Raw genomic sequence first — 26,442 nt, forward strand, 5'->3', positions numbered from 1 at the left:
GCGGGTGCGGGCGCACACGGGACGATGAATCCGCCGTGGCGGCTCAGTCGTATGGAGCGTGGGGCTCGAGTGCGCCCGTGTGAAGGATGAGGTGTGAAACCGGGCGGTCGCCATACGACTCAGCCGCCACGTCGGGCACGCGCCGACGGTCAGCGCGACGCGAGAGCGCGCACGGGAGAGGCTCAGGGGGCCTTCGCGAGCAGCTTTTCCGCCGTGCGGAGCGACAGCGCGACCTGCGTCAGCGCGGGGTTCGCGGCCAGTGCGCTCGGGAAGGTCGAGTTGTCGACGATCCAGAGGTTCGCGATCTCGTGGCTGCGGCCGTCGGCATCCACCACCCCGTCGTCCGGGTCGACGCTCATGCGGCACGTGCCGAGGGTATGTGCGGTGCGCTGCAACACGCGCGTCTCACTCGCGCCGGCCGCCTCGAGAATCCGGACCATGACGTCCGTCGCATGCGCGATCAGGGCTTTCTCGTTCGTGCCGAGGGAGAAGGTCACCTCCGCCCGGGGGAGGCCGTACTCGTCCGGCTCGCCCGTGAGCGTCAGGGCGTTCTCGGCGCTCGGCAGGCACTCGCCGTTGATGCCGACGCCCGTGGTGAAGCTCGTCGCGTCGAGCGCCGCCATGAGCTCTCGCCCCCACAGCCCGCCTCCTCGGACGAGACTCGTCGCGAAGGTGAGCGGCATGACGCCGAGACTCTGGATGAGGTAGCCGCCGGCGAAGTCCGCATCTGCCGGGGCCGAGAAGTCCTCGGTGATGAGCGCCGAGGGATACCCCCGGTACGCGCGCTGGAGCGTGTCGAAGGTTCCCCACACCTGCGTCGCGGGGTGGGCGAGGAAGTTCCGGCCCACCTGTCCGCTGGCATTGGCGAGGTCGTTCGCGAGCAGGAGTCGCGGCGTCTCCACCCCGCCCCCGGCGAGCACGAGCGTGCGGCAGCGCTGCCGCACGTCGATGTCGCCCTGCCGGTAGACGACGGCGCGCACGAGTCCCGCGGCATCCGTCTCGATCGTGTGCACCATCGCGTCCGCACGGATCTCCGCCCCCGCGGCGATCGCCGCGGGCAGGTACGTCGTCCCCATGGTCGCCTTCGACCCCGTGCGGCACCCCTGGTGGCACGCGCCGCACGCAATGCAGGCCTGACGCGGGATGCCGTGCTGCTCGCGGTCGCGTGTGAGGACGGCGGCGGGGGCGTCCGTGGCCCGGATGCCGAGCTCCCGGCATCCCGCCGCCATACGCTCCGCGGCCGCGTTCCGTCCGGGGGGTGCGTACTCGTAGGCGCGCGACGGATCCCACGGGTAGTCGGCGGGCCCGCTCACGCCGAGATCGCGCTCCGCGCGCAGAAGATGGGGGAGGAGCTCGTCGAACCCGAACGGCCAATCGCGCCCCATGCCGGTCTCGGTGCGCAGACGCATCTGCCCCGCAGCGGGCCGCGGCGTGAAGGCGCCCCAGTGCAGCGTCGAGCCGCCGACGCCCCGCCCGGAGTTGTTCGGTCCGAACGCGACGGGGTCGGCTCCGCCGGAGAGGCGCTCGCTCATCCAGTTGATCTCGACCGCCTCGGTCTCGTCGGGCGTGTGCGCGGCGGGATCGAAGAACGGGCCCGCCTCGAGCGCGACCGCGCGCAGTCCCGCCGCGGCCAGCTCGGCGAGGACAGGGGCGCCGCCCGCGCCGGTGCCCACGACGACGACATCGACCTCCTCCGACGGGTCGAACCGGCGCATCGCGGCGACGTCGAGAGCGAGCGCGCTCATCCGGCGACGCCGAGGTCGGACGGCTCCCACCGGTCGCGCCGGCCCGCCGCGAGCACCGCGAATCCGCGCGGGTCCGCACCGCCCCGGGTGGCGAACGAGTCATTGCGTGCACGGGCGAGCGATGCGGGGTGGGCGAGCCACTGGCGCGTGAGTTCCACCCGCACGTCATCGAACCAGGCCTGCAGCTGCGCGGCGGTGAGCGCGGATGCCGCCGGCTCGAGCTCTCCCGCGACAAGCGCCGCGACGGCGTCGTCATCGAGATCGACACCCGCCAGCGCGTCGAGGGCGAGGCCGGTCGCGACGGCATCGGGCGGGAGGATCGCGGGGCGCCACCCATCGCCCACACCGGCGGCGAGCTGCCGGTCGAACCGGGCCGCGAGGTCGATGCGTCCGCCCGGCTGCGGCTGCGGGACGACGAGCGCGGCGAGCGCGCGGAGAGTGTCGAGCTGCGCCGGTGTCATGGCCCGAGGACGGTAACCCGGGTCGTCCGCGATCGCTCTCGCGGCAAGGGCGGCACGCACGCGCGGCTCGACCTGCGGCGACGCGATCAGATCCGCCCATTCGGAGGGGACGGCGGGAGCGTGCTCGGCGATCTTGGTGCAGACGGCCACGACCGCGGACGCCACCGCGCGGGGCCGCTCCTGCGGCAGGAGGTGCCCGGTCTCACGCAGCCGCACGAACCGCGCCCGCGGGTAGACGCCGCGGTGCAGGCGCGGCTGCGCATCGGCGCCGAGGTCGTCGTCGTCCTCGCCCCCGAGGATGAGAGCCGGCACGTCCAGCTCGCCCACGAACGCCGCGAGATCCTCGCGGCTGCCCTGTGCGAGCCAGTGCACCCAGGCATCCGGCGCCGCGCGACGCAGATCGTCGATCGTGCGCTCATCGCACTCGTGCGAGAGCGGAAGCGCCGTGTTCGCCTCGACGAAGGTGCGCGCCGCCGTCTCGTCGAGGGCGCCGTCCGACGCCCACCCGATCATCTCGGCTCGGCGCTGCTCGCTCATCGGCTCGGGGGTCGGGGGTGAGCCGGCGAGCAGCACCACCCCTGCGAAGCCGAAGACCAGGTCGTCGCCGGCGAGCGCCCGGCGCGCGACCACCGAGGCGACCTTGCCGCCCATGCTGTGCCCGAGAAGAACCCAGCGGGCTGCGCCGTCGCTGCGGATCCGCGCGAGGACATGGTCGGCCATGCCGCGAGCGCCGCGCTGGCGCGCATCCCCCGCTTCGCCGAAACCCGGAAGATCGATCGTCACCAGCCGGATGCCGGGGGTGAGGTGCGCCGCGACCGCGCGGAACGACGCCCCGCTTCCGCCGAGGGCGTGAAGGGCGTAGACGGTCGTCTGGGCGTCGTCGGGGCCGGCCGTCACGGCGTCACCATCCCGCCGTTGACGTTGAGCGTCTCGCCCGAGACGTAGCCCGACTCGGCCGAGGCGAGGAACACGAACGCGGGCGCGATCTCGGCGGGCTGGCCGGCCCGCTGGTACTCGTTCTCATCGTCGAAGTGGGTCATCTGCTCGTCGGAGACCCCGTCCGAGACCTGCAGCGCCGTCCACGTCGGCCCCGGCGCGACCACGTTGACCCGGATGCCGCGGGGTGCGAGCTGCTGTGCGAGCCCCTTCGACAGGTTGTTGATCGCCGCCTTCGTCGCGGCGTAGTCGAGCCGGTCGGGCGCGGGCTTGTACGCCTCGAGCGAGGCCGTGTTGATGATCGTCGACCCCGCGTCGAGATGCGGGAGCGTCGCCTTGATGAGCCAGAACGGGGCGAACACGTTGGTGCGGAACGTCGTCTCGAACTGCTCGTCGGAGAGGTCCTCGACAGCAGCGACAGCCGTCTGCTTGCCGGCGTTGTTGACGAGGATGTCGAGGCCGCCGAGTGCCTCGACGGCCTCGGCGACGACCTCGCGGCAGCGCGCCGGGTCGGTGATGTCGGCGACGATCGCGACGCCGCGCCGCCCGGCATCCGCGATGAGGGCGAGGATGTGCGCGGCATCCGCCTCTTCGCCCGCGCGGTGCACGATCGCGACATCCGCGCCCTCGCGCGCGAAGGCGATCGCCGTCGCCCCGCCGATGCCCGAATCGCCGCCCGTGATCAGCGCGCGCCGGTTCTCGAGGCGACCGGTGCCGCGGTAGGTCTGCTCGCCGAGGTCGGGGACGGGGTTCATCCGTCCCTGCACCGCCGGCTCGTCCTGATGCTGCAGCGGAGGCTCGACCCGGTCGTAGCGGGTGACCGGGTTCTCGAACGTGTACTGGTCGCGTCCGCTCATGAGATGCGTCCCTTCAGAGCTGTGTGGTCGACGGGTCCGTCTTCGGCGAGGACGGCGCGCGCGGCATCCGTCGACTCCGTCGACTCCGTCGAGTCGGAGATGTTCCACAGGAGCACGCCGACGACGCGGTCATCGTCGAGGTAGTAGACGACGCCCTTCTCGTACTCCGTCGTCCAGTCCTCGACGGTGTCGAGACTCGCATCGAGCGTGCCGACCGCCTCGTAGCGCGTGCCGAAGACGGCGGAGTAGTAGTACGGCGTGTGGGTGTAGTCCTCGTCGGCGCCGGCGAGATTCCGCCCCGCCTGCCGGCCCATCTGCTCGGCGTTGTCGACGTGCTCGACGCGGCGACGCCCGAGGATGCGGTCGGGGTAGTCGGCCACGTCGCCCGCCGCGAACACGTCGTCGGACGAGGTGCGCAGGCGCGCGTCGACGACGATGCCGTCGTCGACGGTCAGCTCCGCGGCCTCGGCGAGGTCGGTCGTCACCTCGATGCCGAGGCCCGACACCACGGCATCCGCCGTGATGGTCTCGCCGCCTTCGAGGTCGAGGCGCACGCCCGCGTCGCCGGCGACGCCGCCGACCACCTCGCGGCCGCCGACCAGCTCGACGCCTGCGCCCAGGAACATCTCGGCGAAGTGGTCGGCGAGGCCGGGCGGGAAGATGTCGCCGCCGAGCGTGTCGGTGCTGTGGATGAGGACCGTGTCGACGCCGTTCTGCACGAGGGCCGCTGCGAGTTCGCTGCCGATGTAGCCTCCGCCGACGACGGCGATGCGGTCGACGTGGTCGGCGAGGGCGCGCAGGTGCCAATAGTCCTCGGCGGTGCGGAACGTGAGCACCCGGTCGCTCGGCGCGGCGCCCTCGATCGGGAGCGGCACGGGGCGGCCCCCGGTCGCGATGAGGAGTGTGCCGTAGGCGAGCGTGCCGTCCGCGCTCTCGGGGTTGACCGTGCTCTCGGTGTCGACCGTGCTCTGGATGTCGACGGTGTGCGCCGCCGGGTCGATCGCTGTGGCGCGCGTCCGCAGGAGGACCGTCGCACCCGTGTCCGCGGGTGTGCCCAGGGGCACGTCGTCGCCCGTGAAATCGGGATCGGTCCAGAGCTTCTTGCTGAGTGCGGGGCGCGTGTACGGTGCGTCGATGTCGTCGCTGATGATCGCGATCGTCGCATCGGGGTCGAGCTCGCGGATGCCGCGGGCCGCCGCATCGGCGACCATGCCGCCGCCGACGATCACGTGGTCGTACCGGCGCGGCGATGCGGACTTCGGCTCAGGAGTCGTGGAAGTCATGCATCGAGTCGATCAGGCGTTCGGAGTGCACGCCATCCGCTTGCGCCAAGGCCCCGTCCGCGCTAGCGACCTCGGCGCCTACGGCGACGCGCTGCGGGATGGCGGGCGTATCGCGCGAACAGGTGCGCGTCAACCACCCCCCCCCGATCGCGCGGGCGGTGAGACCCTCGAAGAGACGGACCGGGATCAGGACGGAGGCGCGGCTGTGAGCACGACGACGGGACTCGGGGCCTCGGGGCGGCGACGCGTTGCGGCCTGCGACAGCGCACCCGAGTCCGCCGCCCGCGCCGCCTCACTCGGTTTCCCCGATGCGCCCGTGTGCCCCGATGCGCCCGTGTGCCCCGATGCGCTCGTGTGCCTCCCCGTCGCGGTCGACCGCTTCGAGGTGTCGCGCCCGGGCGTCGTCGTCGGCTTCATCGACCGCGTCGGGCACGTCTTCGTGGTCCTCACCGGCCAGTGGTACGCGGTCGCGGTCGAGTCGCGCCAGGTCCTCACCTTGGACGAGGCGGTCGCGGCCTTCCGCTGATGCCGCGAGACCGCGCGAATGCACGGTTCCCGCTCCGGGATCGTGACATTCGCGCGGTCTCGCGGTCGGGGTGACGGCGCGGAGCCGGGTCAGTAGCCGGCGCGCTGCGTGTCGTCGGCGTGCGGGATCCAGCGCGCCGCGAGGGCCTCCGACCCGCGCGCGAGAAGGGCGACGTCGGCGCCGACGGCGATGAACGCGGCGCCCGCGTCGAGGTAGGTCTGTGCCACGGCGGGGTCGAACGCGTTCACGCCGACGGGCTTGCCCGCACCCTGCACGGCGGCGAAGGCGCGGTGGACGGCGTCGACCACGTCGGGGTGCGTCTGCTGACCGAGCAGGCCCAGGGATGCCGCGAGGTCGCTCGGTCCGACGAAGACGCCGTCGATGCCGTCGACCGCGGCGATCTCGGCGGCGGCGTCGACGGCATCCGCCGTCTCGATCTGCACGAACAGCGACACATACGCGTCGGTGTTTGCGAGGTAGTCGTCCACGCGATTCCAGCGCGCCGAGCGGGCGAGCGCCGAGCCGACGCCGCGCCGGCCGCGCGGCGGATACCGCACCGCCTCGACGACCGCGCGCGCCTCGTCGGCGGACGAGACCATCGGCACGAGGAGGTTCTGGGCGCCGAGGTCGAGCACCTGCTTGATCGTCACGACATCACCCGACGGCACGCGCACCACCGGCGTCGTCCCCGACCCGTCGATCGCCTGCAGCTGCGCGAGGACCGTGTCGAGGGTGTTCGGACCGTGCTCACCGTCGATGAGCAGCCAGTCGAGCCCCGCGCCGGCCATGATCTCCGCGACCAGCGGCGAGCCCGACGACACCCAGCCGCCCACGAGCGGGCGAGGCGCCGCAGCGAGTCGGTCGCGGAAGGTCGCGCTCAGTCGAAACGACATGTGATGACTCCCATCGGACCGTAGTCGCAACGGATCTCGTCACCCGCCGCGACCCACATCGGCCGGGTGAACGACCCGGCGAGGATGATCTCGCCCGCCTCGAGTCTGTCACCGTGGGCCGCCACCTTGTTCGCGAGCCACGCGACGCCGGTGGCGGGATGCCCGAGCACGCCCATCGCGACGCCGGTCTCCTCGATCTCGCCGTTGCGGCTGAGGACTCCCGGCACCCAGCGCAGGTCGATCTCGTCGGGGCGGCGGTGCACGTCGCCGAGGACCATCGCGCCGTAGGCGGCGTTGTCGCTGATCGTGTCGACGATCGTGCGGCCCTCGAGCTCGATGTGCGAGTTCAGCACCTCGAGCGCGGGCACGGCATAGTCGATCGCAGCGAGGGCGTCGTCGAGGGTGCAGCCCGGGCCCGCGAGCGGGGCCTTCAGCACGAACGCGAGCTCGACCTCGATGCGGACGTTCGAGAACTCCGCCGCCCGGATCGTCGCACCCGTCGGATAGACGGTGTCGTCGAACATCACGCCGTAGTCGGGCTCGGTGATGCCCGTCGCCTGCTGCATCGCCTTCGAGGTGAGACCGATCTTCCGACCGACGAGCGTGCGCCCCGACGCCGTCATCCGGTCGCGCCAGACGCCCTGGATCGCGTAGGCATCCTCCACCGTCGCGTCGGGGTAGCGGGCCGTGATCCGCGGGATGACGGTGTGCGCGCGGTCGGCGACGGCGAGCTCGTCGGCGATCTCGGCGATCTGGGTGGGCGTGAGCATGGGGCCTCCGGTCGGTGAGGGGTGCGCGACCCTCCGGTCGTTGAGCGAGCGCAGCGAGTCGAAACGGGTCAGAGCTGGTGGCCGAGCTTGTACTCGCCGCGCTTCCACTCGGGCATCGACGCCTCGCCCTCGTCGCGGCGCGTGTACGAGAAGCCGTCGGCGCCGATCGTCACCGCCATCTCGGAGTCGTCGGTCCGGGCGACGACCGGCTGCGGGTTGCCGTCGAGGTCGAGGACGAGCGAGCCCTCGGTGTACCAGGACGGGACGACGGGATTCCCCCACCAGTCGCGGCGCTGGTTGTCGTGCACGTCCCACGTGACGACCGGGTTGTCGGGGTCGCCCGTGTAGTAGTCCTGCGTGTAGATCTCGACGCGGTGGCCGTCGGGGTCGCGCAGGTACAGGTAGAACGCGTTCGAGACGCCGTGGCGGCCGGGGCCGCGCTCGATGGCATCCGACCGGCGGAGCGCGCCGAGCTTGTCGCAGATCGCGAGGATGTTGTGCTTCTCGTGCGTCGCGAAGGCGACGTGGTGCATGCGCGGGCCGTCACCGCCGGTCGCGGCGGTGTCGTGGACGGTGGGCTTCCGCCGCATCCACGCGGCGTACACGGTGCCCGCCTCGTCCTGGATGTCCTCGGTCACACGGAACCCGAGGTCCTGGTAATGGCGGACCGCGCGCGGCACGTCGGGGGTGATCTGGTTGAAGTGATCGAGGCGGACGAGCTCGCCGGGAGTGTGGAGGTCGTAGCGCCAGCTGAGCCGCTCGACGTGGGTCGTCTCGAAGAAGAACTCGTACGGGAACCCGAGCGGGTCCTCGACGCGCACGGAGTCCCCGATGCCCTTCACGAATCCCTCGGCGCGGCGCTCGACGCGGCATCCGAGCTCCGTGTAAAAGGCGACGGCCCGGTCGAGGTCTTCGGCCGACCGCACGCGGTAGCTGAAGGCGGCGACGGCGGCGATGGGTCCGCGGCGGAGCACGAGGTTGTGGTGGATGAACTCCTCCGTCGAGCGCAGGTAGATGGCCTCGTCGTCCTCGGCGGTGACGTAGAGGCCCAGCACGTCGACGTAGAACCAGCGGGATGCCGCGAGGTCGGTGACGACGAGCTCCATGTAGGCGCAGCGCAGGATGTCGGGCGGGAGCGCCGTCGGCGTCGCGATCGGGTTGTCGGAGTGGATCGGGGCCTCCTGGCTCACGAAGTAGCCCGAGGAGGTGGGGGTGAGGGTGTCACGGTGGGTCATGTCGCGTCCTTGCGTCGGGTGGGTCGTTGCGGATCGTCGTGTTCCGCGAGACCGCGCGAATGTCACGTTTCGGGGCCCAAAAGCGTACATACGCGCGGTCTCGCGGCGGGTTCAGGCCTTGCCGAAGGTGGGGTTGTGGGGTTCGGAGGCGAGCGTGATGTGCACGGCCTGCTGATCGGTGTAGACGTCGATCGAGCGGTAGCCGCCCTCGTGCCCGAGGCCCGACGCCTTCACGCCGCCGAACGGGGTGCGCAGGTCACGCACGTTGTTGGAGTTGAGCCAGACCATGCCGGCCTCGAGCGACTGCGCGAAGGTGTGTGCGCGCTTCAGGTCGTTCGTCCAGACATACGCGGCGAGCCCGTACTTCGTGTCGTTCGAGAGGGCGAGCGCGTCCTCTTCCGTGTCGAACGGGGTGATCGCGACGACCGGGCCGAAGATCTCCTCCTGGAAGATCCGGGCGTCAGGGGAGACGTCGGCGAAGGCCGTCGGGGCGACGAAGTTGCCGAATTCGAATCCCTCGGGCTGCCCGCCGCCGGCGACGAGGCGGCCCTCGGTCTTGCCGATCTCGACGTAGCTCATCACCTTCGCGAAGTGCTCGGGGTGCACGAGCGCGCCGACCTCGGTGGCCGGGTCGTGCGGGTAGCCGACCTTCACGCGCTTCGCCTGCGCGGCGTAGCGCTCGACGAACTCGTCGTAGATCGAGCGCTGCACGAGGATGCGCGAACCCGCGGTGCAGCGCTCGCCGTTGAGCGAGAAGACCCCGAAGATCGTCGCGTCGATCCCTCGTCGCCCCGCACCCGCGCGACGTCGTCCGCGAGCGCCTCCGCCACCAGGCGCGCGTCGCCGCGGATGAACCCGCCCACGTGCGGGTGCGTCGCCGCCGGCGCGATGTCGACCTGCACGACGCGGGTGCCGGGCGAGAACAGCGCGCCGAAACGCATGGTGAACTGGTTCAGTCCCGCACCGAAGACGACCGCGACGTCGGCCTCGCCGATGAGCTCCATCGCGCCCTCGGCGCCGAATCCGCCCGTGACACCGAGGTCGTACTCGCCACGCGGGAAGATCCCGCGCCCGAGGGCGGTGGTCGCGGTGAGAGCCCCCGTCGCGTCGGCGAGCCGGCCGAGCACGTCGCCGGCGCCGGCGAGGAACGCCCCGCGTCCGGCCAACAGCACGGGACGCTCGGCCCCCGCGAGGGCGCGGGCGAGGTCCGCGATCGCGGCCTGCGTGAACGGTGAGGTCGGGGCGAGAGGCGCGGGCAGCCGCGGCGCGGGCGCTTCGGGCACGGGTCCCGCGTCGACCTTCGCGACGTCGTACGGGATCGCGAGCACGGTCGGGACACGGTAGGCGAGGGCATGCTCGACGGCGATGACCGTCGTGGCCGCGGCATCCGCCCGCCCGACCGTATAGGTGCGCGCGCCGACGGCGGCGGCGAGGGCGATCTGGTCGACGTCCCAGGGGCGTGGCCCGGAGGTCGGTTCGTCGCCGACGACGAGGATGAGCGGCACGTGCGCCTGCACCGCCTCGGCGAGGGCCGTCAGGGTGTTGGTGAACCCCGCGCCGTAGGTCGCCGTCGCCGCCGCGAGACCGCCGCCGGCGCGGAAGTGCGCGTCGGCCGCGACGACGCCGCCGGCCTCGTGGCGCATAGCGGTGTAGTGGACGTTCTCACCGCGCACGAGCGCGTCGAGGAAGTGGACATTGCCGTTGCCCATGACCCCGAAGACGTGGTCGATGTGGCGGGCGAGGGTCTGGGCGACGTGCGCGGAGACGGTGGGCATGGAAGCTCCTGAGACGAAGAGCGGTGAAGGATGCCGTATATGTCTCGCGTGCCCCTTTTTCGAGCACCGGGCGCGTCGTCGCGTCCGGACAGTCACGAGTATAGGGGCGCCGGGCGACTGCGGTGCCCGGCGCCCTCCGCGCACGCGCGTCAGGCGTTGCGCTTGACGACGTTCATCAACCAGGCGATCACGGCGACGATCAGGATGACGATGCCGATCCAGAGGAGGAACTGCGCCGCCTGGACGAAGACGCCGAGAAGGATGAGGACGATGCCGACGATGATGAGGATGAGTGCGAGGGTCATGGGTCGAGTCTCCCGCGCCGGGTCGTCCCATGCGTAAGGCTTGACAGCCCGCCCCGCGTCTGTCAACCCCCTGCGTGGCGCCCAGCCGATCCGGTTCAGTAGAGGCACACGGAACCAGTACGCATCCAGAGGGACACGCACCATGAAGGACATCCTGATCGAGGGCCACCGCATCCTGACGACGGACGAGATCGCCGATGCCGTGCTGTCCTATGCCCGGGCCTTGCGTGAGCGCGGCGGCACCGACATCGTCGAGTTCCCGAGCTTCCACGAAGGAAACGCCGCGCTGTGCTCGCTGCTGCTGGGCGGATCGGGGATCATGGCGGTCGTGGACGCGCCGCTGGAGCTGGCTGCCCCCGTCGGCGGAGCCGACCTCGCCCTCGATGAGATCACCCGCCGCGTCGACGCATTACGGTAGAGGCGTGGGCAGGTTCAATTACGACGGCAGCGTGAAGGTCGACTTCGACGACCGCGTGCTGGCGCACCTCCAGGTCGTCATCACCCAGAAGCTCCGCCGCGGCGAACCCTTCCCGTTCACGTGGCGCAACGACGCGAGCCTCGGCGACGGCCGCACCACCGTGTGGCTCCACCCGAACGCCTCACTCGTGTACAAGTACCACGGCAGCCGTCAGCCGGCCCTCAACCGGGCGTGGCTGGAGGCTCTGACGCATGCCGCCAACTCAACGGCGGGTCTGTACATCGTGCCTGAGCCGGAGGGTTCCGTCGCCGGCGAGGTCATGACCGGCTGAGCCGGGTCAGTCCGAGACCTCCACGGTCTGCGGCGCGTCGTCCGCCGTGCCGTTCGTATCAATCTGCTCGGCCACCAGCTGGATGCCGCCGGACGAGTTCGCCGATTGGGCGAGGTCCTCGATCCACGCGCGGCTGAGCTCGGCCGGCTCGGGGTCGTCGAAGACGAAGCGCATCGGGATGGACGGGTGCAACCAGATCGTGCTGCGGCCGCGGGGCTCGCCGTCAGGGTGGCGCCACGACACCGTGAAGCTCTCACCGCGGCGGAGCTTCGTCGAGATCACGACCTTCAGATGCGCGAGCGCCCGGTCGTCGATGTGGATCGGCGTCGCCGACCCCCCGTAATAGATGGTTCCCACGGGAACGATTGTAAGTCGGATGCCGCTCTTCGTCGGCTATTCACAGCCGTGACCATGCCTCCGTCAGCACGCCGCGCAGGATCTGCTCGATCTCGTCGAACTCCGCCGGGCCGATCGTCAGCGGCGGCGCGAGCTGGATGACCGGGTCGCCGCGGTCGTCGGCGCGGCAGTAGAGCCCTGCCTCATACAGTGCCTGCGAGAGGAAGCCGCGCAGCAGCCGCTCGGACTCGTCCTCGTTGAAGGTCTCCCTCGTCGCCGTGTCTTTCACCAGTTCGATGCCGAAGAAGTACCCGTCGCCGCGGACGTCGCCGACGATCGGCAGATCCAGAAGCCTCTCGAGCGTCGAGCGGAAGACGGGGGAGTTCTCCCGCACGTTCTCGAGCAGCCCCTCCTCCTCGAACAGGTCGAGGTTCTCGAGGGCGACCGCCGCCGAGACGGGGTGACCGCCGAACGTGTAGCCGTGGGCGAAAGATGCCTGCCCGTGCGCGAACGGCTCGTAGATGCGGTCCGAGACGATCGTGCCGCCGAGCGGCGCGTACCCGCTCGTGACGGCCTTGGCGAACGTGATCATGTCGGGCTGGTAGCCGTAGGCATCCGCGCCGAAGTACGTGCCGAGCCGCCCGAACGCGCAGATGACCTCGTCGGAGACGAGGAGGACGTCGTGCCGGTCGCAGATCTCGCGGACCCGCTGGAAGTACCCGGGCGGGGGAGGGAAGCATCCGCCCGAGTTCTGCACCGGCTCGAGGAAGACGGCGGCGACGGTCTCGGGGCCTTCGAAGACGATCATCTCCTCGATGCGGTCGGCGGCCCAGACGCCGAACTCCTCCTCCGTGCCGCCGGCGAAGCCCGCCTCGGCGGCGCGATAGTAGTTGGTGTTCGGCACGCGGAAGCCGCCTGGGGTGACCGGCTCGAACATCGCCTTCATGCCCGGAAGGCCCGTGATCGCGAGCGCGCCCTGCGGGGTGCCGTGGTAGGCGATCGCGCGGGAGATCACCTTGTGCTTGAGGGGCTTGCCGACGAGCTTGAAGTACTGCTTCGCGAGCTTGAACGCCGTCTCGACGGCCTCGCCGCCGCCGGTCGAGAAGAAGACGTGGTTGAGGTCGCCCGGAGCGAGCGACCCGATCCGGTCGGCGAGCTCGATCGCGGCGGGGTGCGCGTAGGACCACAGCGGGAAGAAGGCGAGGGTCTCGGCCTGGTTCGCGGCGGCCTGGGCGAGGCGCTGACGCCCATGCCCCGCGTTGACGACGAACAGCCCCGCGAGACCGTCGAAGTACTTCTTGCCCTGCGCGTCCCAGATGTGGTGTCCGTCGCCCTTGACGATGATCGGGACCCCGGGCCCCTCGGTCATGACGGACTGGCGGGCGAAGTGCATCCACAGGTGGTCGCGCGCCATCTGCTGCAGTTCCGGTTCGGTGCGGGTCACGGCATCCTCCGATCGACGTGACCCCACGCTACTGCGGGGCGGTGACGTCGTGGGGTGTGACGGGCGGAACTTCAGCCGTCGATGCGGGAGTGGTCTCCGAGTCGGTGCCAGGAGCGGTTGTGGTAGACGAGGGCGTCGCCGTGCTCTCCGGCGGCGACGTCGCGGGAGACGTCGGCCTGCAGAGCGTGCGCGGCGATGACGGTGGAGGTGCCGGCATCCATGCGTCCGATCACGGCGCAGCGCGCCCACGCGCGCACGCCGTCGTACACGGGCTCGCCGGTGACCAGGCGTGACCAGCGGTGCGTCTGCGCGAACCGGTCGACACCGCTTGTCGCACCGAGCCGCGCGAGGTCGATGTCGTGCGCGTCGAGGAGGTGCACGACGACCGTCTCGGCGCGCGAGAGAACGTCGGATGCCGACGACAGCGACGACACCGAGAAGATGAGGAGCGGCGGTTCGGCGCTGACGCTCGAGACGCTCGTCGCGGTGAGCGCGACCGGGCCGTCGCCGGCATCCGCCGTGACGACGGCGACGCCGCCGGGGTGTCCGCGGAAGAGCGTCTTGAATTCGTCGGGGGACAGCGACGACGAGAATTCGTGCGTGGGGGCGTCCGCGGAGGAGAACGGCGCAGCGGACGGGAACGGCGCGGCGGAGGGATCGGGGGCGTGGGGCGTGCTCATGACAGTCGAGTCAACCGCGCGGGGTGCCGTCTTATGCCCGACTGTGTGCATGTGTGACCCTGCGTGACGGAATGTGACGACGCTGTGTCGCCGTGTTGCGGCGCTTCTGTCGCGTGCGCCGCGCGCTCGGAACCATGGGGTCATGTCCTCTCCGCTGGTGAGCGCGCCCGAACTGGCCGCCGAGATCGCGCACGGTGCGCGCCCTCGGCTGCTCGACGTGCGCTGGCGACTCGACCGACCCGAGGGCCGTCCGGACTACCTCGAGGGACACCTTCCGGGGGCCGTGTACGTCGACCTCGAGCGGGAGCTCGCCGCCCCCGGGCACCCGGAGGCGGGCCGCCATCCGCTGCCGACGGATGCCGATCTCCACGAGGCCGTGCGCCGGTGGGGTGTCAACGTCGGCGATCGTGTCGTCGTCTACGACGACAACGAGGGCGTTCCCGCCGCTCGGGCGTGGTGGCTTCTGCGGCGCAACGGCATCGACGTGCGTCTGCTCGACGGCGGGTTGCGCGCGTGGTTCCGGCACGGGCTGCGGCTGGAGCGCGGCGACACCGCGGTGCGTCGGGGCACGTGGAGCGGAGAGTCCGACTACCGCGACGCGGTCGCCGACATCGACGACGCGGCTCTCGCCCCCCACCACGGCGTGCTCGTCGACGTGCGCGCGCCGCAGCACTATCGCGGGGCGGTCGCCGGGCTCGACCCCGCCGCCGGCCACATCCCCGGCGCCGTGAACATCCCGACCGTCACGCACATCGGGCCGGACGGGCTGCTGCGCGGCCCGTCCGAGATCCGCGCGACCCTCGCGGTGCACGGCATCGTGCCCGGCACGCGCGTGGTGCTCTCGTGCGCGTCCGGCATCCCCTCGATGCACTCCGCGCTCGCCTTCGAGACCGCCGGGGTCACCGCGCGCGTCTTCGTGGGGTCGTGGAGCCTCTGGTCGCGGAGCGCAGGGCGCCCGATCGCGATCGGCGCGAGCCCGTTCGACGTGGTGGTCGCCGGGTACTGAGCGCGCACGGGCGGCACCGCGGCGTCACACGGCGAAACGTTGGTACACGCGGCGAAACGGTCCGCGCGCCAGAGGCATCCCGCCGGGCAGTATTCCCGGAGCGCCGCTCGCAACCCGCGAAGCGCCCGACGTCACAGGAGGACCCATGACTCGCCACATCGTGTTCGGAGCGATTCTCACCGGCACCGGAGGCCCCGGCGAGCACAACCGCTGGCTCGATCCCGAGATTCCGGGAGACGCGAGCGTGGACATCGATTGGTACATCGCGCAGGCACAGCTCGCCGAGAGCGCCGCGCTCGACCTCGTCTTCATCGTCGACAGCCAGTTCATCACCCCCGACTCGCCCCCGCACTACCTCAGCCGGCTCGAGCCTCTCACCCTCCTGTCCGCCCTCGCGGCACGCACGAAGCGGATCGGCCTCGTCGGCACGGCGACCACGTCCTACAACGCGCCCTACAACCTCGCGCGCCGCTTCTCCTCGCTCGATCACATCAGCCGCGGGCGCGCGGGATGGAACGTCGTCACGAGCGGCGACGGGGGGACGGCGGGGAACTACGGGCTCGACGAGCACTACGACTACGCCACCCGGTACTCGCGCGCCGCCGAGCACATCGAGGTCGCGCGCAAGCTCTGGGATTCGTACGAGGACGACGCCTTCCCGCGCGACCGCGAGAGCGGCCGCTTCCTCGACCCGGCGCGACTGCACCGGACCGATCACCGCGGCGAGCACTTCTCGATCGTGGGCCCGCTCAACATCGAGCGCTCGCCGCAGGGTCATCCCGTCGTGTTCCAGGCCGGCGATTCGGCGCCCGGGCGCGACCTCGGCGCGCGCCACGCCGACGGAATCTTTACGCATGCGTCGACGATCGCCGCGAACCAGGAGTTCGCCCGCGACATCCGCACGCGCGCGGCGGCGTTCGGGCGCGATCCGGAGAGCATCCTCATCCTCCCCGGCGCGCGGATCGTCGTCGGCGACACCGACGAGCAGGCGCGCGAGATCGAACTCGCTCAGCACCGCCTCTCGAACACGTTCGAGCAGGCCCTCGCCGAGCTTGGCCGCCCGTTCGGCTGGCACGACTTCCGGCAATACGACCTCGACGCGCCCTTCCCCGCCGAGACGCTCGCCTTCGCCGAGCGCAGCTTCAAGACCCAGGCGGCGCAGATCGTCGATCGTGCCGTCTCCGAGGCGCTGACCCTGCGACAGGTCGTGGAGCAGCTGTCGCAACCGCGACGTTCGCCGTTCGTCGGCTCGGCCGAGACCGTGGCGAACGTCCTCGAGGAGTGGTTCCGCGCGGGCGCCGCCGACGGCTTCAACATCTATGTGTCGGCGCCGAGCCAGTTCCGCCGCTTCCTCGACGAGGTGCTGCCGATCCTCCGCAGCCGCGGGCTGGCGCGCGACGGCTATGAGGGCACCACGCTCCGAGAGCACCTCGGACTCGTCCGTCCGGAGAACGTCCACACCGCACGACGGGGCACGGAGCCGCTCGGCGTTCCCGCGCTGCTGGATGCCTGAGCAGGCTCGCCGCCCATGACCGTCCGGAGCATCGCGGCATCCGTCATCCGCCCCGTCGCCGTCTTCGTCCCCGTCTTCCTCCTCGCCACCTTCCTCACGTATCTCCTGCGCGACCTGTCGGGGGTGAGCCCGGCGCACCTGCAGCTCGGCGAGAACGCGACGCCCGAGCTGGTCGCGCAGATCGAGAAGGACTGGGGTCTCGACAGGCCGTTCTTCGCGCAGTACGCCGACTGGATGGGCGGGGTGCTGCGCGGCGACCTGGGCAACAGCTGGTGGAACGGCACCGAGATCTCCCGCATCCTGTTCGACAAAGCGCTCGTGAGCCTGTCGGTCGCGGGGCTCGCCCTCGTCATCGGAATCGTCGTCGGAGCGATCCTCGGACTGATCGCGGCCCTCCGCCGTGGCGGCGTCGTCGACCGCGGCATCACGGTCGTCACGACGGCGTTGTCGGTCATGCCCCCTTTCGTCGTCGGAGTCGCGCTGGTCGCGGTGTTCGCCGTCGGGCTGCGCTGGTTCCCGTCTGCCGGGTACGTCTCTCCGGCCGAGGGGGGTGTCGGTCTCTGGCTCTGGTACATCACGCTCCCCGCTGTCGCGCTGAGCTTCGACACCGTCGCCGACGTCGCCCGACAACTGCGCACGGGACTCACCTCCGCGCTCGACGAGAACTACATCGTGGGGGCGCGCGTGCGGGGGCTGAGCCCGCAGCGCGTCTTCTTCGGACACGCGCTCCGCGGCGGCGCCGGACCGGCCGTCGCCGTGCTCGGCATGAAATTCCCGGCTCTGCTCGGCGGGGCGATCGTCACCGAGGCGATCTTCGGGCTCTCCGGCTACGGGCAGTTCGCCGCAGACTCCGCGCTTCGCGGCGACGTGCCGGCCGTGCAGGGAGCGCTCGTCGTCTCGATCGTGCTCGTCGTGGTGTTCAATCTGCTCGTCAACATCGTGCTGGCCCGGCTCTCGCCCGCCGCCGGCCGGGGAGTGTGAGCCGCCGTGCCCGACCTCCTGAGGATCCGCACCGGCCTCGTTGCCGCCATCCTCCTCGCCGTCATCGTCGCACTGGCCGTGTTCGGGCCGCTCCTCGCCTCGTTCGACCCGCTGCAGGGGAGCGACGACATCCTCGCCGGGCCCTCCGCGGCGCACCTGCTCGGCACCGACTACCTCGGGCGTGACGTGCTGTCACGCCTCCTTCACGGGGCCCCGCTCAGCGTCTTCGGCACGGCGCTCCTCGGGGTGATCGCTCTCGTCGTCGGCGCGGTCCCCGGCATCCTCTCGGTCTTCCTGGGGCGCTCCTTCGAGTGGGTGTCGCTGCGCGTCGTCGACACACTCATCTCCCTGCCGTTCCTCGTCTTCGCCGTCGCGGTCACGGCGCTTCTCGGCAACGGACTTCTGCAGGCGCTCGTCGCTGTCGGGGTGCTCATCTCGCCCCTCTTCTTCCGCGTCGCCCGCGCCGCGACGCTCCAGGTCTTCGGCTCGCAGTACGTGGAGTCGGCCGTGCTGTCGGGCGCGACCACGGGGTTCATCGTCCGCCATCACGTCGTGAAGAAGGTGCTCCCCGTCATCGGCGTCGCCCTCGCGGGGGCGCTCGGGGCCGGTCTCGTCGTCGTCGCGAGCCTCAGCTTCCTCGGCATCGGCGTGCAGCCGCCGACGCCGACGTGGGGCGGCGACCTCGCCGCCGACCTCCGCTATCTGCCACTGAAGCCGTTCGCGCCCGTCTTCCCCGCGGTGCTCATCATGGCGACGGTGCTGAGCCTCAACCTGCTCGCCGACGCCCTGCGCGATGTCTCGGGCCAGAGCGGGCGTGCGCTGCTGGCGCGCGCGAGCCGCTCGGCCGGGGCTCGGCCGCCGCGCGCCGCGCGCGATCACGACAGACGCGATCCCGAGAAGCAGGAGGTCCTCCTATGACCACGACCGAACAGACCGGTGTCGTCTCGATCGACGGACTCACCATCGTCTCCTCGCTGACGGGTGAGACCCTCGTCGACGACGTCACGCTCGCACTTCGCCGCGGGGGCGTGACCGGGATCGTCGGGGAGTCGGGGAGCGGCAAGACGCTCACGTGCCGATCGATGCTCGGCGTTCTCCCTGACGGTGTCGAGATCGCGGCGGGGCGGATCGTCGTCGACGGACAGGACGTGACGGGCTTCCGGGAGCGGGAGTGGTCGCGCCTGCGCGGCGGGGTGATCTCCGCCGTGTTCCAGGATCCGGGGTCGTACCTGCATCCCTCCCTCACCATCGGTGCGCAGCTGCGCGAGGTGCTGCGCGTGAAGCGCGGGCTGCGACGGCGGGCGGCTCGGGTCGAGAGTGCGCGCCTGCTCGACGCGGTGCGCCTCGGCGACACGGGCCGCGTCGCACGCTCCTACCCGCACGAACTGTCCGGCGGCATGCTGCAGCGCGTGCTCATCGCGATCGCGATCGCCCTCGAACCGCGTGTGCTGATCGCGGATGAGGCCACCACCGCGCTCGATGTGACGGTGCAGGCCGAGATCCTGGACCTGCTCACCGACCTGCGCGAGAGGATCGGACTGACCCTCCTCGTCGTCTCGCACGATCTGTCGGTCATCGCCCAGCTGTGCGACGAGGTCGTCGTGCTGCGCGACGGTCGGGTGGTCGAGGCAGGACGCACCGCGCAGGTGATCGGTGCGCCGAGGCATCCGTACACCCGCCTGCTCATCGAGGAGCATGAGAAGTACGGTATCGAGCGTTTCGTCGCGCTCCCGGCGTCGGAGCCCGATGCTGCGGCGGTGACCCGTGTCGGCTGAGTCGGGCGCGTCTGTACCGGCGCTGCGTCTGCGTGGCGTCGAAGCCGTGCGGGGACGCGGACGACACCGCAGACGGGTCCTCCACGACGTGTCACTCGACGTCGCCGCCGGCGAGATCGTCGGGCTCGTGGGCGAGTCCGGATCCGGGAAGACGACCCTCGCGCGCACGGTGCTCGGACTCGTCCCCATCCGTGCGGGCGAGATCTTCGTCGACGGTGCGGCGGTGCACGGGCTCGCCGGGGCCCGGCGGCGGGCGTTCCGACGGTCGGGCGCTGTCCAGTACGTCTTCCAGGACCCGCTCCGAAGCTTCGACCCCGACCGCACGATCGGAGACTCGATCGCCGAACCGCTCACCGTGCGCGGCGGGCGTGAGCGTGCCGGGGCGGCGGATGCCGTGAGCGCGCGCCTCGTCGACGTCGAGCTCGACCCCGCGCTCGCGGGCCGCCTTCCGGGTGAGCTCTCCGGCGGGCAGCGGCAGCGTGCCGCCATTGCGCGCGCCCTCATCACCGACCCCGCCGTCATCGTCCTCGACGAGCCTGTCAGTGCGCTCGACGCCGCCAACCGGGTGAAGATCCTCGAGCTTCTCACGAGGCTCCGTGGACAGGGCGTGGCGCTCCTCTACATCTCGCACGATCTGGGATCGGTCGCGGGCGTCACCGATCGCACCGCCGTCCTCTACGACGGCACGATCGTGGAGACCGCCACGAGCGAGAGCGTCGTACGCCGCCCCGAGCACGCCTACACGCGGCTGCTCGTGGGTTCGGCGCCGACCCTCGCCGGGGCGGGCATGCCCCGCGCTGAACGCGAGCGCTTGCGCCGCGAACTCGCCGGCTGACCCGGTCAGCGCCCCCCGGTCGGCTGAACCCGCCCGGCACGCCGTTCGGTTCGCAGGACATTTGCTGCTCGCGGCACGATTCGAGGCGCGAAAAGCCCCCGCATGGACAGAATCTCCTGCGAACCGAACACGAAGCGGCGAGCCGAACACGCAACGGCGGCGACTCCCGAGGGAGCCGCCGCCGCCGCATGTTTGGGGTCAGTCGTCGGACGTGATCCGCACGCCCTTCCAGCCGAGTCGGCCCTCGATGTGCTCGTCGCTGTCGGAGATCGACGGGTCCTTCGCCCAGATATACGTGCCCGTCGCCAGCGCGACCGTCGAGCCGTTGCGGTAGCCCGCGGCGGCGGCCTGCGTGAGCGCCTCGCCGTACGCCTCGGTGTCGTCCGTCGGTGTGGCGCGGACCTTGGCGAGCGCCTCGGCGAACTCCGGCGACGTATACGGCGAGCTCAGATTCAGCACGCCGCCGTCGGAGAAGTGCTCGGTGAGCGCTTGCACGTACGAGTCTCGGCCGACGTACCCGTAGAGCGCGAGAGCGTACTCCTTGCCGAAGTATCCCTTCGCCCAGTTCGGATCGATCTCGATGTCCACCGTGATGCCGACGGCGCCGAGCTGTGACTGGATGATCTCCGCATTCGGATCGGAAGCAGTAAAGGGATAGAGCGTGAGAGACAGGTCACCGGGCTCGTATCCGGCATCCTTCAGCAGCTGCTTCGCCTTCGCAGGGTCGTAGGCGTATTCGTCCTCGAGCGACGGGTCGTAGCCGAGGTGACCTTCGGGGAAGACCTGGTTCACGGCGTCCGCGTACCCGAGGTACCCCTTCTTCACGATCTCGTCGCGGTCGATCGCGTAGCGCACCGCTTCGACCACTCTCGGATCGGTGAACGGCTCCTTGTTGAGATTCAGACTGAGGAACGAGATCACCCAGTTCGTCTTCGGGTCGCGGATGACGTCGAAGCCGGCCGTCTCGGCCTGCTCGATGAGCGCGGGCGTGATCGTCGCGAAGTTGTACACGCCGGTCTGCAGCGACGACACGAGCGTCGACGGGTCGTTGCCGCCGTCTATCTCGATGCGGTCGATGTGGATCTCGTCCGCGTCCCAGTAGTCCGGGTTCTTCTCGAGGACGATCTTGTCTTCGGGGACGAGGGAGACGACCTTGAACGGCCCCGCACCCACCGGCAGGCTCGTATTGAGCGCCTGCGGATCCTTCTGCGCCGCCACCTTGCTCGTGATGAGACCGGCTCGGTTGCTCAGGAGGTACGGCAGTTGGTAGTCGACCGTCTTCAGATGGACGACGAAGGTGAGGTCGTCGATCACCTCGACGGTGTCGATGTTCTCGTAGGAGCCCGCCAGGGCGGAGTTCTCCTGCCTTTTGGCGCGCTCGATGAAGTACTTCACCGCCTCCGCGTCGACGGGGGAGTCGTCGTGGAAGGTGAGACCCTCGCGGAGAGTGAAGGTCACGGCGGTGCCCTCGTCGTTGTACTCCCAGGAGGTGGCGAGCGCGGGGTGGAGCTTGCCGTCCTCGCCCCGCGTGATGAGCGACTCGTAGATGGGTGTCATCGTCGTCGTCGCCCCGGTCGCCCCCGTGACGATCGGGTCCCAGTTCGTGTTGAGGGCGGCCACGCCCCACTTCACCACGGCGGGCGCGGCGTCGCCCTCTCCGCGGGGCGTGTTCGAACCGCATCCGCTCAGGGCGAGCGCGACGGCCGCCGCGGCGGCGACCGCGGCGGTCAGGGTGAGTCTTCTCATGAGGTCTCCGTGCAGGGTGGGAATCGGGTGCCAGGGGCAAGGACGCGCCAGTCCACCACGGCCCGGCGGCCGGACCCCGCGGATCGTTACGTCGCATTGCGCCGCGTGTCGTCCGCTTTCATCGGCGTCGGTGGAGTCCGCGCGCGAGCCCCAGACTCGGGACATCCAGACCCGTCGCCGCGAAAGAGCCGTCATGTCTCCCACACCTCCCCGTCGCCGCATCGGCGTCTTCGTCCTCCCCTCGGCACGGGGCGACGCGAGCGTACTCACCCGTCGGATCGTCCAGGCAGCCCGCGATGTGGAGAACGTCGGCTTCGACGCCTTCTGGCTCGCCGAGGGTCACTTCGGCACGATCGGCGTCTCGTCGGCGCTGACCGTGCTCGCCGGCGCCGCGGCCGCCACCGAGCGCATCGACCTCGGCACGGCCGTCGTTCCGATCGCCTTCGACAGTCCTCTGCGCCTCGCCGAGGTGGCTGCGAGCGTCCACGCCCTCAGCGGCGGACGGCTGCAGCTGGGGGTCGGGAAGGGCAACGGGCACGGGTTCTCCTCCCAGGCGTACCGCGCCTTCGGTCTTGACGAAACCGGCCGCGAGGAGCTCTACTGGGGGGCGCTCGCGGATCTGCGCACCCTCCTCACCTCGGGCGCGCGGGTCGACGGCGAGCGCGTCGCCCTGTACCCGCCGCCGGCCGATCTGGCGACGCGGCTGTGGCAGGCGACATCGGGGGAGGCGACCGCGGTCGCGGCGGCGCGTTCCGGCGACGGGCTCCAGCTGCATCGCGTCGTGCGCGCCGGCGACACCGGCACCGTGCAGCGCGCCCTCGTCGACGCGTACGTCACTGCCTACCCCGCGACCGCCGCCACGGCCCCGCGGATCGCCGTGTCGCGCGCCGTGTTCGTCGCGGCATCCCGAGGGGACGCCCTCGAGCGCATCGGCGCGATCCTCCGCGACGACCCTGGCGCGCTCCCGCTCGGCCAATCGGGACAGACGGCGCTCGATTACGTTTGCCTGTCCAACACTCACGTGGGTTCGCCCGCAGAGATCGCCGCGTCTCTCGGCGAGGACCCCACGGTGCGCGCCGCGACCGATCTGCTCCTCGCCCCTGTCCTTCCCCTCGCCGACGCGGGATTCGCCGACCAGCTCGTGGGCATCGCGGAGGCGAGCGACCACGGGCTGCGCGCCCCCGCGCTCGCGTCGACGCTGTGATCGACCGAGACGTTGCCCGCAACACCCCGCAACAAGGTGGCGCCATGCGGCGTCGCTCAGTGAAATGGATGCCATGACCTCCGCTCCGACGCTCCCGCCCGTCCTTCACGAACCGCCCGCCGGAACACGCGTACGCGGTGTCCTCGCCCTCATCGCCGGGGCGGGGGAAGGCGCCGACGTCTACGCCCGATTCGGCCGCCGCCTCGCTTTCGACGGGTATGTCGTCGGCGTCTTCAGCGGCGACGACACAGCGCGGACGCAGGCATGGCTGGTCGCGCAGGAGCCTGGGCCGCGTGTCCTCGTCGGGTCGGATCGCGGCGCTGCGATCGCTCTGACGGCTGCTGCGGGCGCGCGCGGCGCGGGCATCGACGGCGTCATCGTCGCCGGGCTTCCGATCGCGGGTCGGGACGACGCGTCGGCGTCGCCTGAGGAGCGCTCCGCCTGCCCTGTCCACCTCGGTGTGCTCGCGGCGCAAGACGCACCCGGTGACACTCGCAGCGCCGCCGCGATCCCCGGCGACCGTGCGCTCGCCGGTATCCGCGTACCCGTCCTCGCGATCCACGGCGGCGCCGACCCCATCGCGCCGGTCGGGACCGCCCGCGAAACGCTCGCCGCGGTGCCAGAGCTGGAGTTCGTCGAGACGGTCGATGGGCTCCACGACGCGCTCAACGACCAGAGCCACCGCTCCGTCGCCGCGACGATCGTGCTGTGGCTCGAGCGGCTGCGCGCCGGAAGTGTCGAGCAGCCGATCGTGCGCCACCCGCTCGTCGAGGCGGCCCGCGCGTGAGCGACGGCTTCGCGTCGCTCCAAGTGCATGAGGGGTACACCCCTGGCACGCCGCAGAACGCGGTCGCGACGCCGATCTACCAGACGACGGCGTACGAGTTCGCCTCGCTGCAGGATGCCGAGGACATCTTCGCGCTTCGCAAGGCCGGCAACCTCTACTCGCGCGCCTCGACCCCGACGCAGGTGGTGTTCGAGCAGCGCGTCGCCGCGCTCGAGAACGGGACGGCAGCGGTCGCCGTCGCGTCGGGGCAGGCCGCGGTCGCCGTCGCGCTCCTCGCGCTGGCCAAGGCGGGGGAGCACATCGTCGCCGCGCGCCAGCTCTACGGCGGCACGGTCGACCTCCTGCAGGACACGTTCGCCGACTGGGGCATCGCGGTCGACTTCGTCGATCAGGACGACCCGGATGCGTGGCGCAGCGCGATCCGCCCCGAGACGCGCGCCCTGTTCGCCGAGTCGGTGACGAACCCCACGGCGCAGGTGCTCGACGTCCGAACGGTCGCAGACATCGCGCATGCGGCGGGCGTGCCGCTCATCATCGACAACACCGTCGCGACGCCCTATCTGCAGCGACCGAAGGACTTCGGTGCCGACATCGTCGTGCATTCCGCGACGAAGTACCTCGGCGGGCACGGCACCTCCATGGGCGGTGTCGTCGTCGACCTCGGCACCTTCGACTTCGGTGCCGACCCGGGCCGTTGGCCGCAGCTGACCCGCCCCTACGCCCGCATCCCCGGTGTGACGCTCTGGGACCGGTTCGGTGCGGCGGGTCAGGCGCTCGCCGTCCTCATCCGCACGAAGTACGTCCACGACCTCGGCCCCTCGCTGTCGCCGTTCAACGCGTTCCAACTCCTTCAGGGCATCGAGACGCTCGACCTCCGCATCGCGAAGCACACCGCATCCGCGCTCGAGGTCGCCCGCTTCCTCGACGCGCACCCCGCGGTCTCGGCCGTGCATCACCCCGGCATCCCGGGGAATGCGTGGGCGGATGCCGCACGCACCTACCTCCCCAAGGGCGCGCCGGCCGTGTTCTCGTTCGACCTCGCCGCGACCGGCGATGCCGACGCCGACCGCGCGCGCGTGCACACGGTGGTCGACGGGCTCGGGCTCGTCAAGCTCGTCGCCAACATCGGCGATGCCCGGTCCCTCGTGAACCATCCGGCATCCATGACCCACAGCCACCTCACCGACGTGCAGCTGGCGGATGCCGGGATCTCCCCGACGACGATCCGCCTCTCGATCGGGCTGGAAGACCCGGCGGACATCATCGCCGATCTGGAACAGGCTCTCGGCCGTCTCTCCGCGCCCTCGAAAGGAACCTCATGACGATCGACCTCGGCTACTGGACTCCGGTCTACGGCGGCTTCCTCCGAAACGTCGGCGACGAGGAGGGGATGGCGGCGACGTGGGCGTCGATCCGCGATATCTCGATCACCGCCGACCGGCTGGGCTTCCACACGACGCTCGTGCCGGAGCTCTACCTCAACGACCGCAAAGGTCCCGAGGCGCCGAGCCTCGAAGCGTGGTCGCTGTCGGCCGCGATCCTCGCCGTCACCGACCGGCTGCGTGTCATGACGGCCGTGCGTCCCGGCTTCCACCTGCCGGCGGTCCTCGCCAAAACCGTGTCGACGCTCGACTCGATCGCGCCGGGGCGCGTCGCGCTCAACGTCGTCGCGGCCTGGTGGGCGGAGGAGGCGCGGCAGTTCGGCGGACGCTTCACCACCCACGACGCCCGCTACGTGCAGGCGGAGGAGTTCGTCGACGTGCTGCGCGGGCTGTGGGAGAGGACGCCGTTCGACTTCGCGGGTGAGTACTACACGCTCGAGGGGACCATCGTCGAGCCGAAGCCGTCGGCCGCACCCGTCGTCTTCGCGGGCGGCGAGAGCGACGCGGGGAAGGAGTCGATCGCACGGTTCGCCGATGCCTACGTCATGCACGGCGGAACGCTCGAGGAGGTGACGGCGAACGTCGCCGACATCACCGAGCGCTCGCTCCGCTGGACGGGACGACCGATGCGGGAGATCGGCATGCCCGCGTACGTCATCGTCCGCGACACCGAGGCCGAGGCGCAGCGCGAACTCGAGCGCATCACATCCGTCGACGAGTGTTCGCCCGGCTACGCGTCGTTCGAGCAGTTCCGGCAGAACTCCAACCTCTCGCTCGAGCTCACCAAGCGGGAGTACTCGGTCGGCACCCGCGGGCTGCGTCCGAACCTGGTCGGCACACCCGAACAGGTCGCCGAGCGGATCCGGGCGTACGGCGACGCGGGCATCACGCTGCTGCTCATCCAGTCCTCGCCGCTGCGCGAGGAGCTCGAGCGCATCGCCGAACAGGTGTTCCCGCTCGTGCCGCAGAGCTCCGCACCCTCGCTTCTGGGGGTCTGAGCGCAGCGGGTGAGGCCGGGGAGTGTTACGCCGAATGTGTAACACTCCCCGGCATCCTGGGTCGTGGGTTACTCTGGCGGGGTGTTCCTGACCTGTCGCTGTTGTCGCTGACGCCGAGGCGCGTACCCCGCGCCCGCGTTCTCCCGACGACCCCGACAGCCCGCCGCTGATCCCCGCGCATCGCGCGCCTCACCCCGCGGCCCCATCCACAGGACTCCTC

25 protein-coding genes and 2 pseudogenes are annotated in these 26,442 nt (G+C 71.0%); 13 read left to right on the forward strand and 14 right to left on the reverse strand.

Features of this window, described 5'->3' with window-relative positions; translation table 11 throughout:
- Positions 1-182 precede the first annotated feature (182 nt).
- From ACRVYW_RS05970 to ACRVYW_RS05985, 4 genes are read right to left on the reverse strand one after another with little or no spacing between them, the layout of a single operon-like run.
- Positions 183-1,745 (reverse strand): GMC family oxidoreductase, encoded by a 1,563-nt coding sequence (locus ACRVYW_RS05970; protein ID WP_431802676.1) that lies wholly within the window; start codon positions 1,743-1,745, stop codon positions 183-185.
- Entirely contained in the window at positions 1,742-3,103 is a 1,362-nt protein-coding gene (locus tag ACRVYW_RS05975) for an alpha/beta fold hydrolase (RefSeq protein ID WP_431802678.1), read from the reverse strand. The genes ACRVYW_RS05970 and ACRVYW_RS05975 overlap by 4 nt, the downstream gene beginning before the upstream one ends.
- The gene (locus ACRVYW_RS05980) at positions 3,100-3,999 is read right to left on the reverse strand and encodes an SDR family oxidoreductase (RefSeq protein WP_431802680.1); all 900 of its coding nucleotides are present in this window, start codon (positions 3,997-3,999) and stop codon (positions 3,100-3,102) included. Before ACRVYW_RS05980 ends, ACRVYW_RS05975 begins: the two co-directional genes overlap by 4 nt.
- Positions 3,996-5,282 carry an NAD(P)/FAD-dependent oxidoreductase gene (locus tag ACRVYW_RS05985; protein ID WP_431802682.1) on the reverse strand — a complete coding sequence of 429 codons (1,287 nt, stop codon included), beginning with the start codon at positions 5,280-5,282 and terminating at the stop codon, positions 3,996-3,998. Before ACRVYW_RS05985 ends, ACRVYW_RS05980 begins: the two co-directional genes overlap by 4 nt.
- Positions 5,283-5,487: 205 nt before the next feature.
- Here ACRVYW_RS05985 and ACRVYW_RS05990 point away from each other — a divergent pair, with 205 nt between their 5' ends.
- Complete coding sequence (locus tag ACRVYW_RS05990) at positions 5,488-5,808, forward strand: hypothetical protein (protein WP_431802684.1); 321 nt, start codon at positions 5,488-5,490, stop codon at positions 5,806-5,808.
- A gap of 89 nt (positions 5,809-5,897) precedes the next feature.
- Here ACRVYW_RS05990 and ACRVYW_RS05995 read toward each other — a convergent pair whose 3' ends face one another.
- The 6 genes and pseudogenes from ACRVYW_RS05995 to ACRVYW_RS06020 all read right to left on the reverse strand — a co-directional run bounded on the left by ACRVYW_RS05995 (position 5,898) and on the right by ACRVYW_RS06020 (position 10,786).
- A complete protein-coding gene (locus tag ACRVYW_RS05995; protein ID WP_431802686.1) occupies positions 5,898-6,701 on the reverse strand; it encodes an HpcH/HpaI aldolase family protein in 804 nt (267 codons plus the stop codon).
- Entirely contained in the window at positions 6,686-7,471 is a 786-nt protein-coding gene (locus ACRVYW_RS06000) for a 2-keto-4-pentenoate hydratase (protein ID WP_431802687.1), read from the reverse strand. The genes ACRVYW_RS05995 and ACRVYW_RS06000 overlap by 16 nt, the downstream gene beginning before the upstream one ends.
- Before the next feature lie 68 nt (positions 7,472-7,539).
- Positions 7,540-8,706: a 3,4-dihydroxyphenylacetate 2,3-dioxygenase gene (gene hpaD, locus ACRVYW_RS06005; protein WP_431802689.1), complete on the reverse strand. Its 1,167-nt coding sequence runs from the start codon at positions 8,704-8,706 to the stop codon at positions 7,540-7,542.
- 111 nt (positions 8,707-8,817) lie between these two features.
- Positions 8,818-10,161, reverse strand: a pseudogene (locus tag ACRVYW_RS06010) (aldehyde dehydrogenase family protein); the annotation flags it as partial.
- A 20-nt stretch (positions 10,162-10,181) separates the two neighbouring features.
- Positions 10,182-10,481, reverse strand: a pseudogene (locus ACRVYW_RS06015) (thiamine pyrophosphate-binding protein); the annotation flags it as partial.
- Positions 10,482-10,630: 149 nt separating this feature from the next.
- Complete coding sequence (locus ACRVYW_RS06020; protein WP_431802691.1) at positions 10,631-10,786, reverse strand: hypothetical protein; 156 nt, start codon at positions 10,784-10,786, stop codon at positions 10,631-10,633.
- A 142-nt stretch (positions 10,787-10,928) separates the two neighbouring features.
- Here ACRVYW_RS06020 and ACRVYW_RS06025 point away from each other — a divergent pair, with 142 nt between their 5' ends.
- The gene (locus tag ACRVYW_RS06025) at positions 10,929-11,204 is read left to right on the forward strand and encodes a hypothetical protein (RefSeq protein WP_431802692.1); all 276 of its coding nucleotides are present in this window, start codon (positions 10,929-10,931) and stop codon (positions 11,202-11,204) included.
- A 4-nt stretch (positions 11,205-11,208) separates the two neighbouring features.
- Entirely contained in the window at positions 11,209-11,535 is a 327-nt protein-coding gene (locus ACRVYW_RS06030; RefSeq protein ID WP_431802694.1) for an ATP-dependent DNA ligase, read from the forward strand.
- 6 nt (positions 11,536-11,541) lie between these two features.
- Here ACRVYW_RS06030 and ACRVYW_RS06035 read toward each other — a convergent pair whose 3' ends face one another.
- The 3 genes from ACRVYW_RS06035 to ACRVYW_RS06045 form a co-directional block, all read right to left on the reverse strand.
- Positions 11,542-11,892 (reverse strand): hypothetical protein, encoded by a 351-nt coding sequence (locus ACRVYW_RS06035; RefSeq protein WP_431802696.1) that lies wholly within the window; start codon positions 11,890-11,892, stop codon positions 11,542-11,544.
- Between the two features lie 40 nt (positions 11,893-11,932).
- Positions 11,933-13,315, reverse strand: a complete 1,383-nt coding sequence (locus ACRVYW_RS06040; RefSeq protein ID WP_431802698.1) for an aspartate aminotransferase family protein — start codon at positions 13,313-13,315, stop codon at positions 11,933-11,935.
- A 71-nt stretch (positions 13,316-13,386) separates the two neighbouring features.
- Positions 13,387-13,995: a flavin reductase family protein gene (locus ACRVYW_RS06045; protein ID WP_431802700.1), complete on the reverse strand. Its 609-nt coding sequence runs from the start codon at positions 13,993-13,995 to the stop codon at positions 13,387-13,389.
- A gap of 142 nt (positions 13,996-14,137) precedes the next feature.
- On the opposite strand from ACRVYW_RS06045, the gene ACRVYW_RS06050 reads away from it, so the two are divergent.
- The 6 genes from ACRVYW_RS06050 to ACRVYW_RS06075 all read left to right on the forward strand — a co-directional run bounded on the left by ACRVYW_RS06050 (position 14,138) and on the right by ACRVYW_RS06075 (position 20,105).
- Positions 14,138-15,001 carry a sulfurtransferase gene (locus ACRVYW_RS06050; RefSeq protein ID WP_431802702.1) on the forward strand — a complete coding sequence of 288 codons (864 nt, stop codon included), beginning with the start codon at positions 14,138-14,140 and terminating at the stop codon, positions 14,999-15,001.
- A gap of 145 nt (positions 15,002-15,146) precedes the next feature.
- Positions 15,147-16,514: an LLM class flavin-dependent oxidoreductase gene (locus ACRVYW_RS06055; RefSeq protein ID WP_431802704.1), complete on the forward strand. Its 1,368-nt coding sequence runs from the start codon at positions 15,147-15,149 to the stop codon at positions 16,512-16,514.
- Between the two features lie 15 nt (positions 16,515-16,529).
- Entirely contained in the window at positions 16,530-17,495 is a 966-nt protein-coding gene (locus ACRVYW_RS06060) for an ABC transporter permease (RefSeq protein ID WP_431802706.1), read from the forward strand.
- 6 nt (positions 17,496-17,501) lie between these two features.
- Entirely contained in the window at positions 17,502-18,413 is a 912-nt protein-coding gene (locus ACRVYW_RS06065) for an ABC transporter permease (protein ID WP_431802708.1), read from the forward strand.
- Positions 18,410-19,270 (forward strand): ABC transporter ATP-binding protein, encoded by an 861-nt coding sequence (locus ACRVYW_RS06070; RefSeq protein ID WP_431802710.1) that lies wholly within the window; start codon positions 18,410-18,412, stop codon positions 19,268-19,270. Before ACRVYW_RS06065 ends, ACRVYW_RS06070 begins: the two co-directional genes overlap by 4 nt.
- Before the next feature lie 88 nt (positions 19,271-19,358).
- Positions 19,359-20,105, forward strand: a complete 747-nt coding sequence (locus ACRVYW_RS06075; protein WP_431802713.1) for an ABC transporter ATP-binding protein — start codon at positions 19,359-19,361, stop codon at positions 20,103-20,105.
- Positions 20,106-20,303: 198 nt separating this feature from the next.
- On the opposite strand, the gene ACRVYW_RS06080 is transcribed toward ACRVYW_RS06075, so the two are convergent.
- Complete coding sequence (locus ACRVYW_RS06080; RefSeq protein ID WP_431802715.1) at positions 20,304-21,851, reverse strand: ABC transporter substrate-binding protein; 1,548 nt, start codon at positions 21,849-21,851, stop codon at positions 20,304-20,306.
- 193 nt (positions 21,852-22,044) lie between these two features.
- Here ACRVYW_RS06080 and ACRVYW_RS06085 point away from each other — a divergent pair, with 193 nt between their 5' ends.
- From ACRVYW_RS06085 to ACRVYW_RS06100, 4 genes are all read left to right on the forward strand, one after another.
- Positions 22,045-23,055, forward strand: coding sequence for an LLM class flavin-dependent oxidoreductase (locus ACRVYW_RS06085; RefSeq protein ID WP_431802717.1), 1,011 nt, complete (start codon positions 22,045-22,047; stop codon positions 23,053-23,055).
- 73 nt (positions 23,056-23,128) lie between these two features.
- On the forward strand, positions 23,129-23,842 hold the full coding sequence (locus ACRVYW_RS06090) for an alpha/beta hydrolase (RefSeq protein WP_431802719.1): 714 nt from the start codon (positions 23,129-23,131) through the stop codon (positions 23,840-23,842).
- The gene (locus tag ACRVYW_RS06095; protein WP_431802721.1) at positions 23,839-25,164 is read left to right on the forward strand and encodes an O-acetylhomoserine aminocarboxypropyltransferase/cysteine synthase family protein; all 1,326 of its coding nucleotides are present in this window, start codon (positions 23,839-23,841) and stop codon (positions 25,162-25,164) included. Before ACRVYW_RS06090 ends, ACRVYW_RS06095 begins: the two co-directional genes overlap by 4 nt.
- On the forward strand, positions 25,161-26,222 hold the full coding sequence (locus tag ACRVYW_RS06100) for an LLM class flavin-dependent oxidoreductase (RefSeq protein ID WP_431802723.1): 1,062 nt from the start codon (positions 25,161-25,163) through the stop codon (positions 26,220-26,222). The genes ACRVYW_RS06095 and ACRVYW_RS06100 overlap by 4 nt, the downstream gene beginning before the upstream one ends.
- The last annotated feature ends 220 nt before the right edge of the window (positions 26,223-26,442 follow it).

This window comes from Microbacterium sp. bgisy203 (genome assembly GCF_965345155.1).
Classification (GTDB): Bacteria; Actinomycetota; Actinomycetes; order Actinomycetales; family Microbacteriaceae; genus Microbacterium.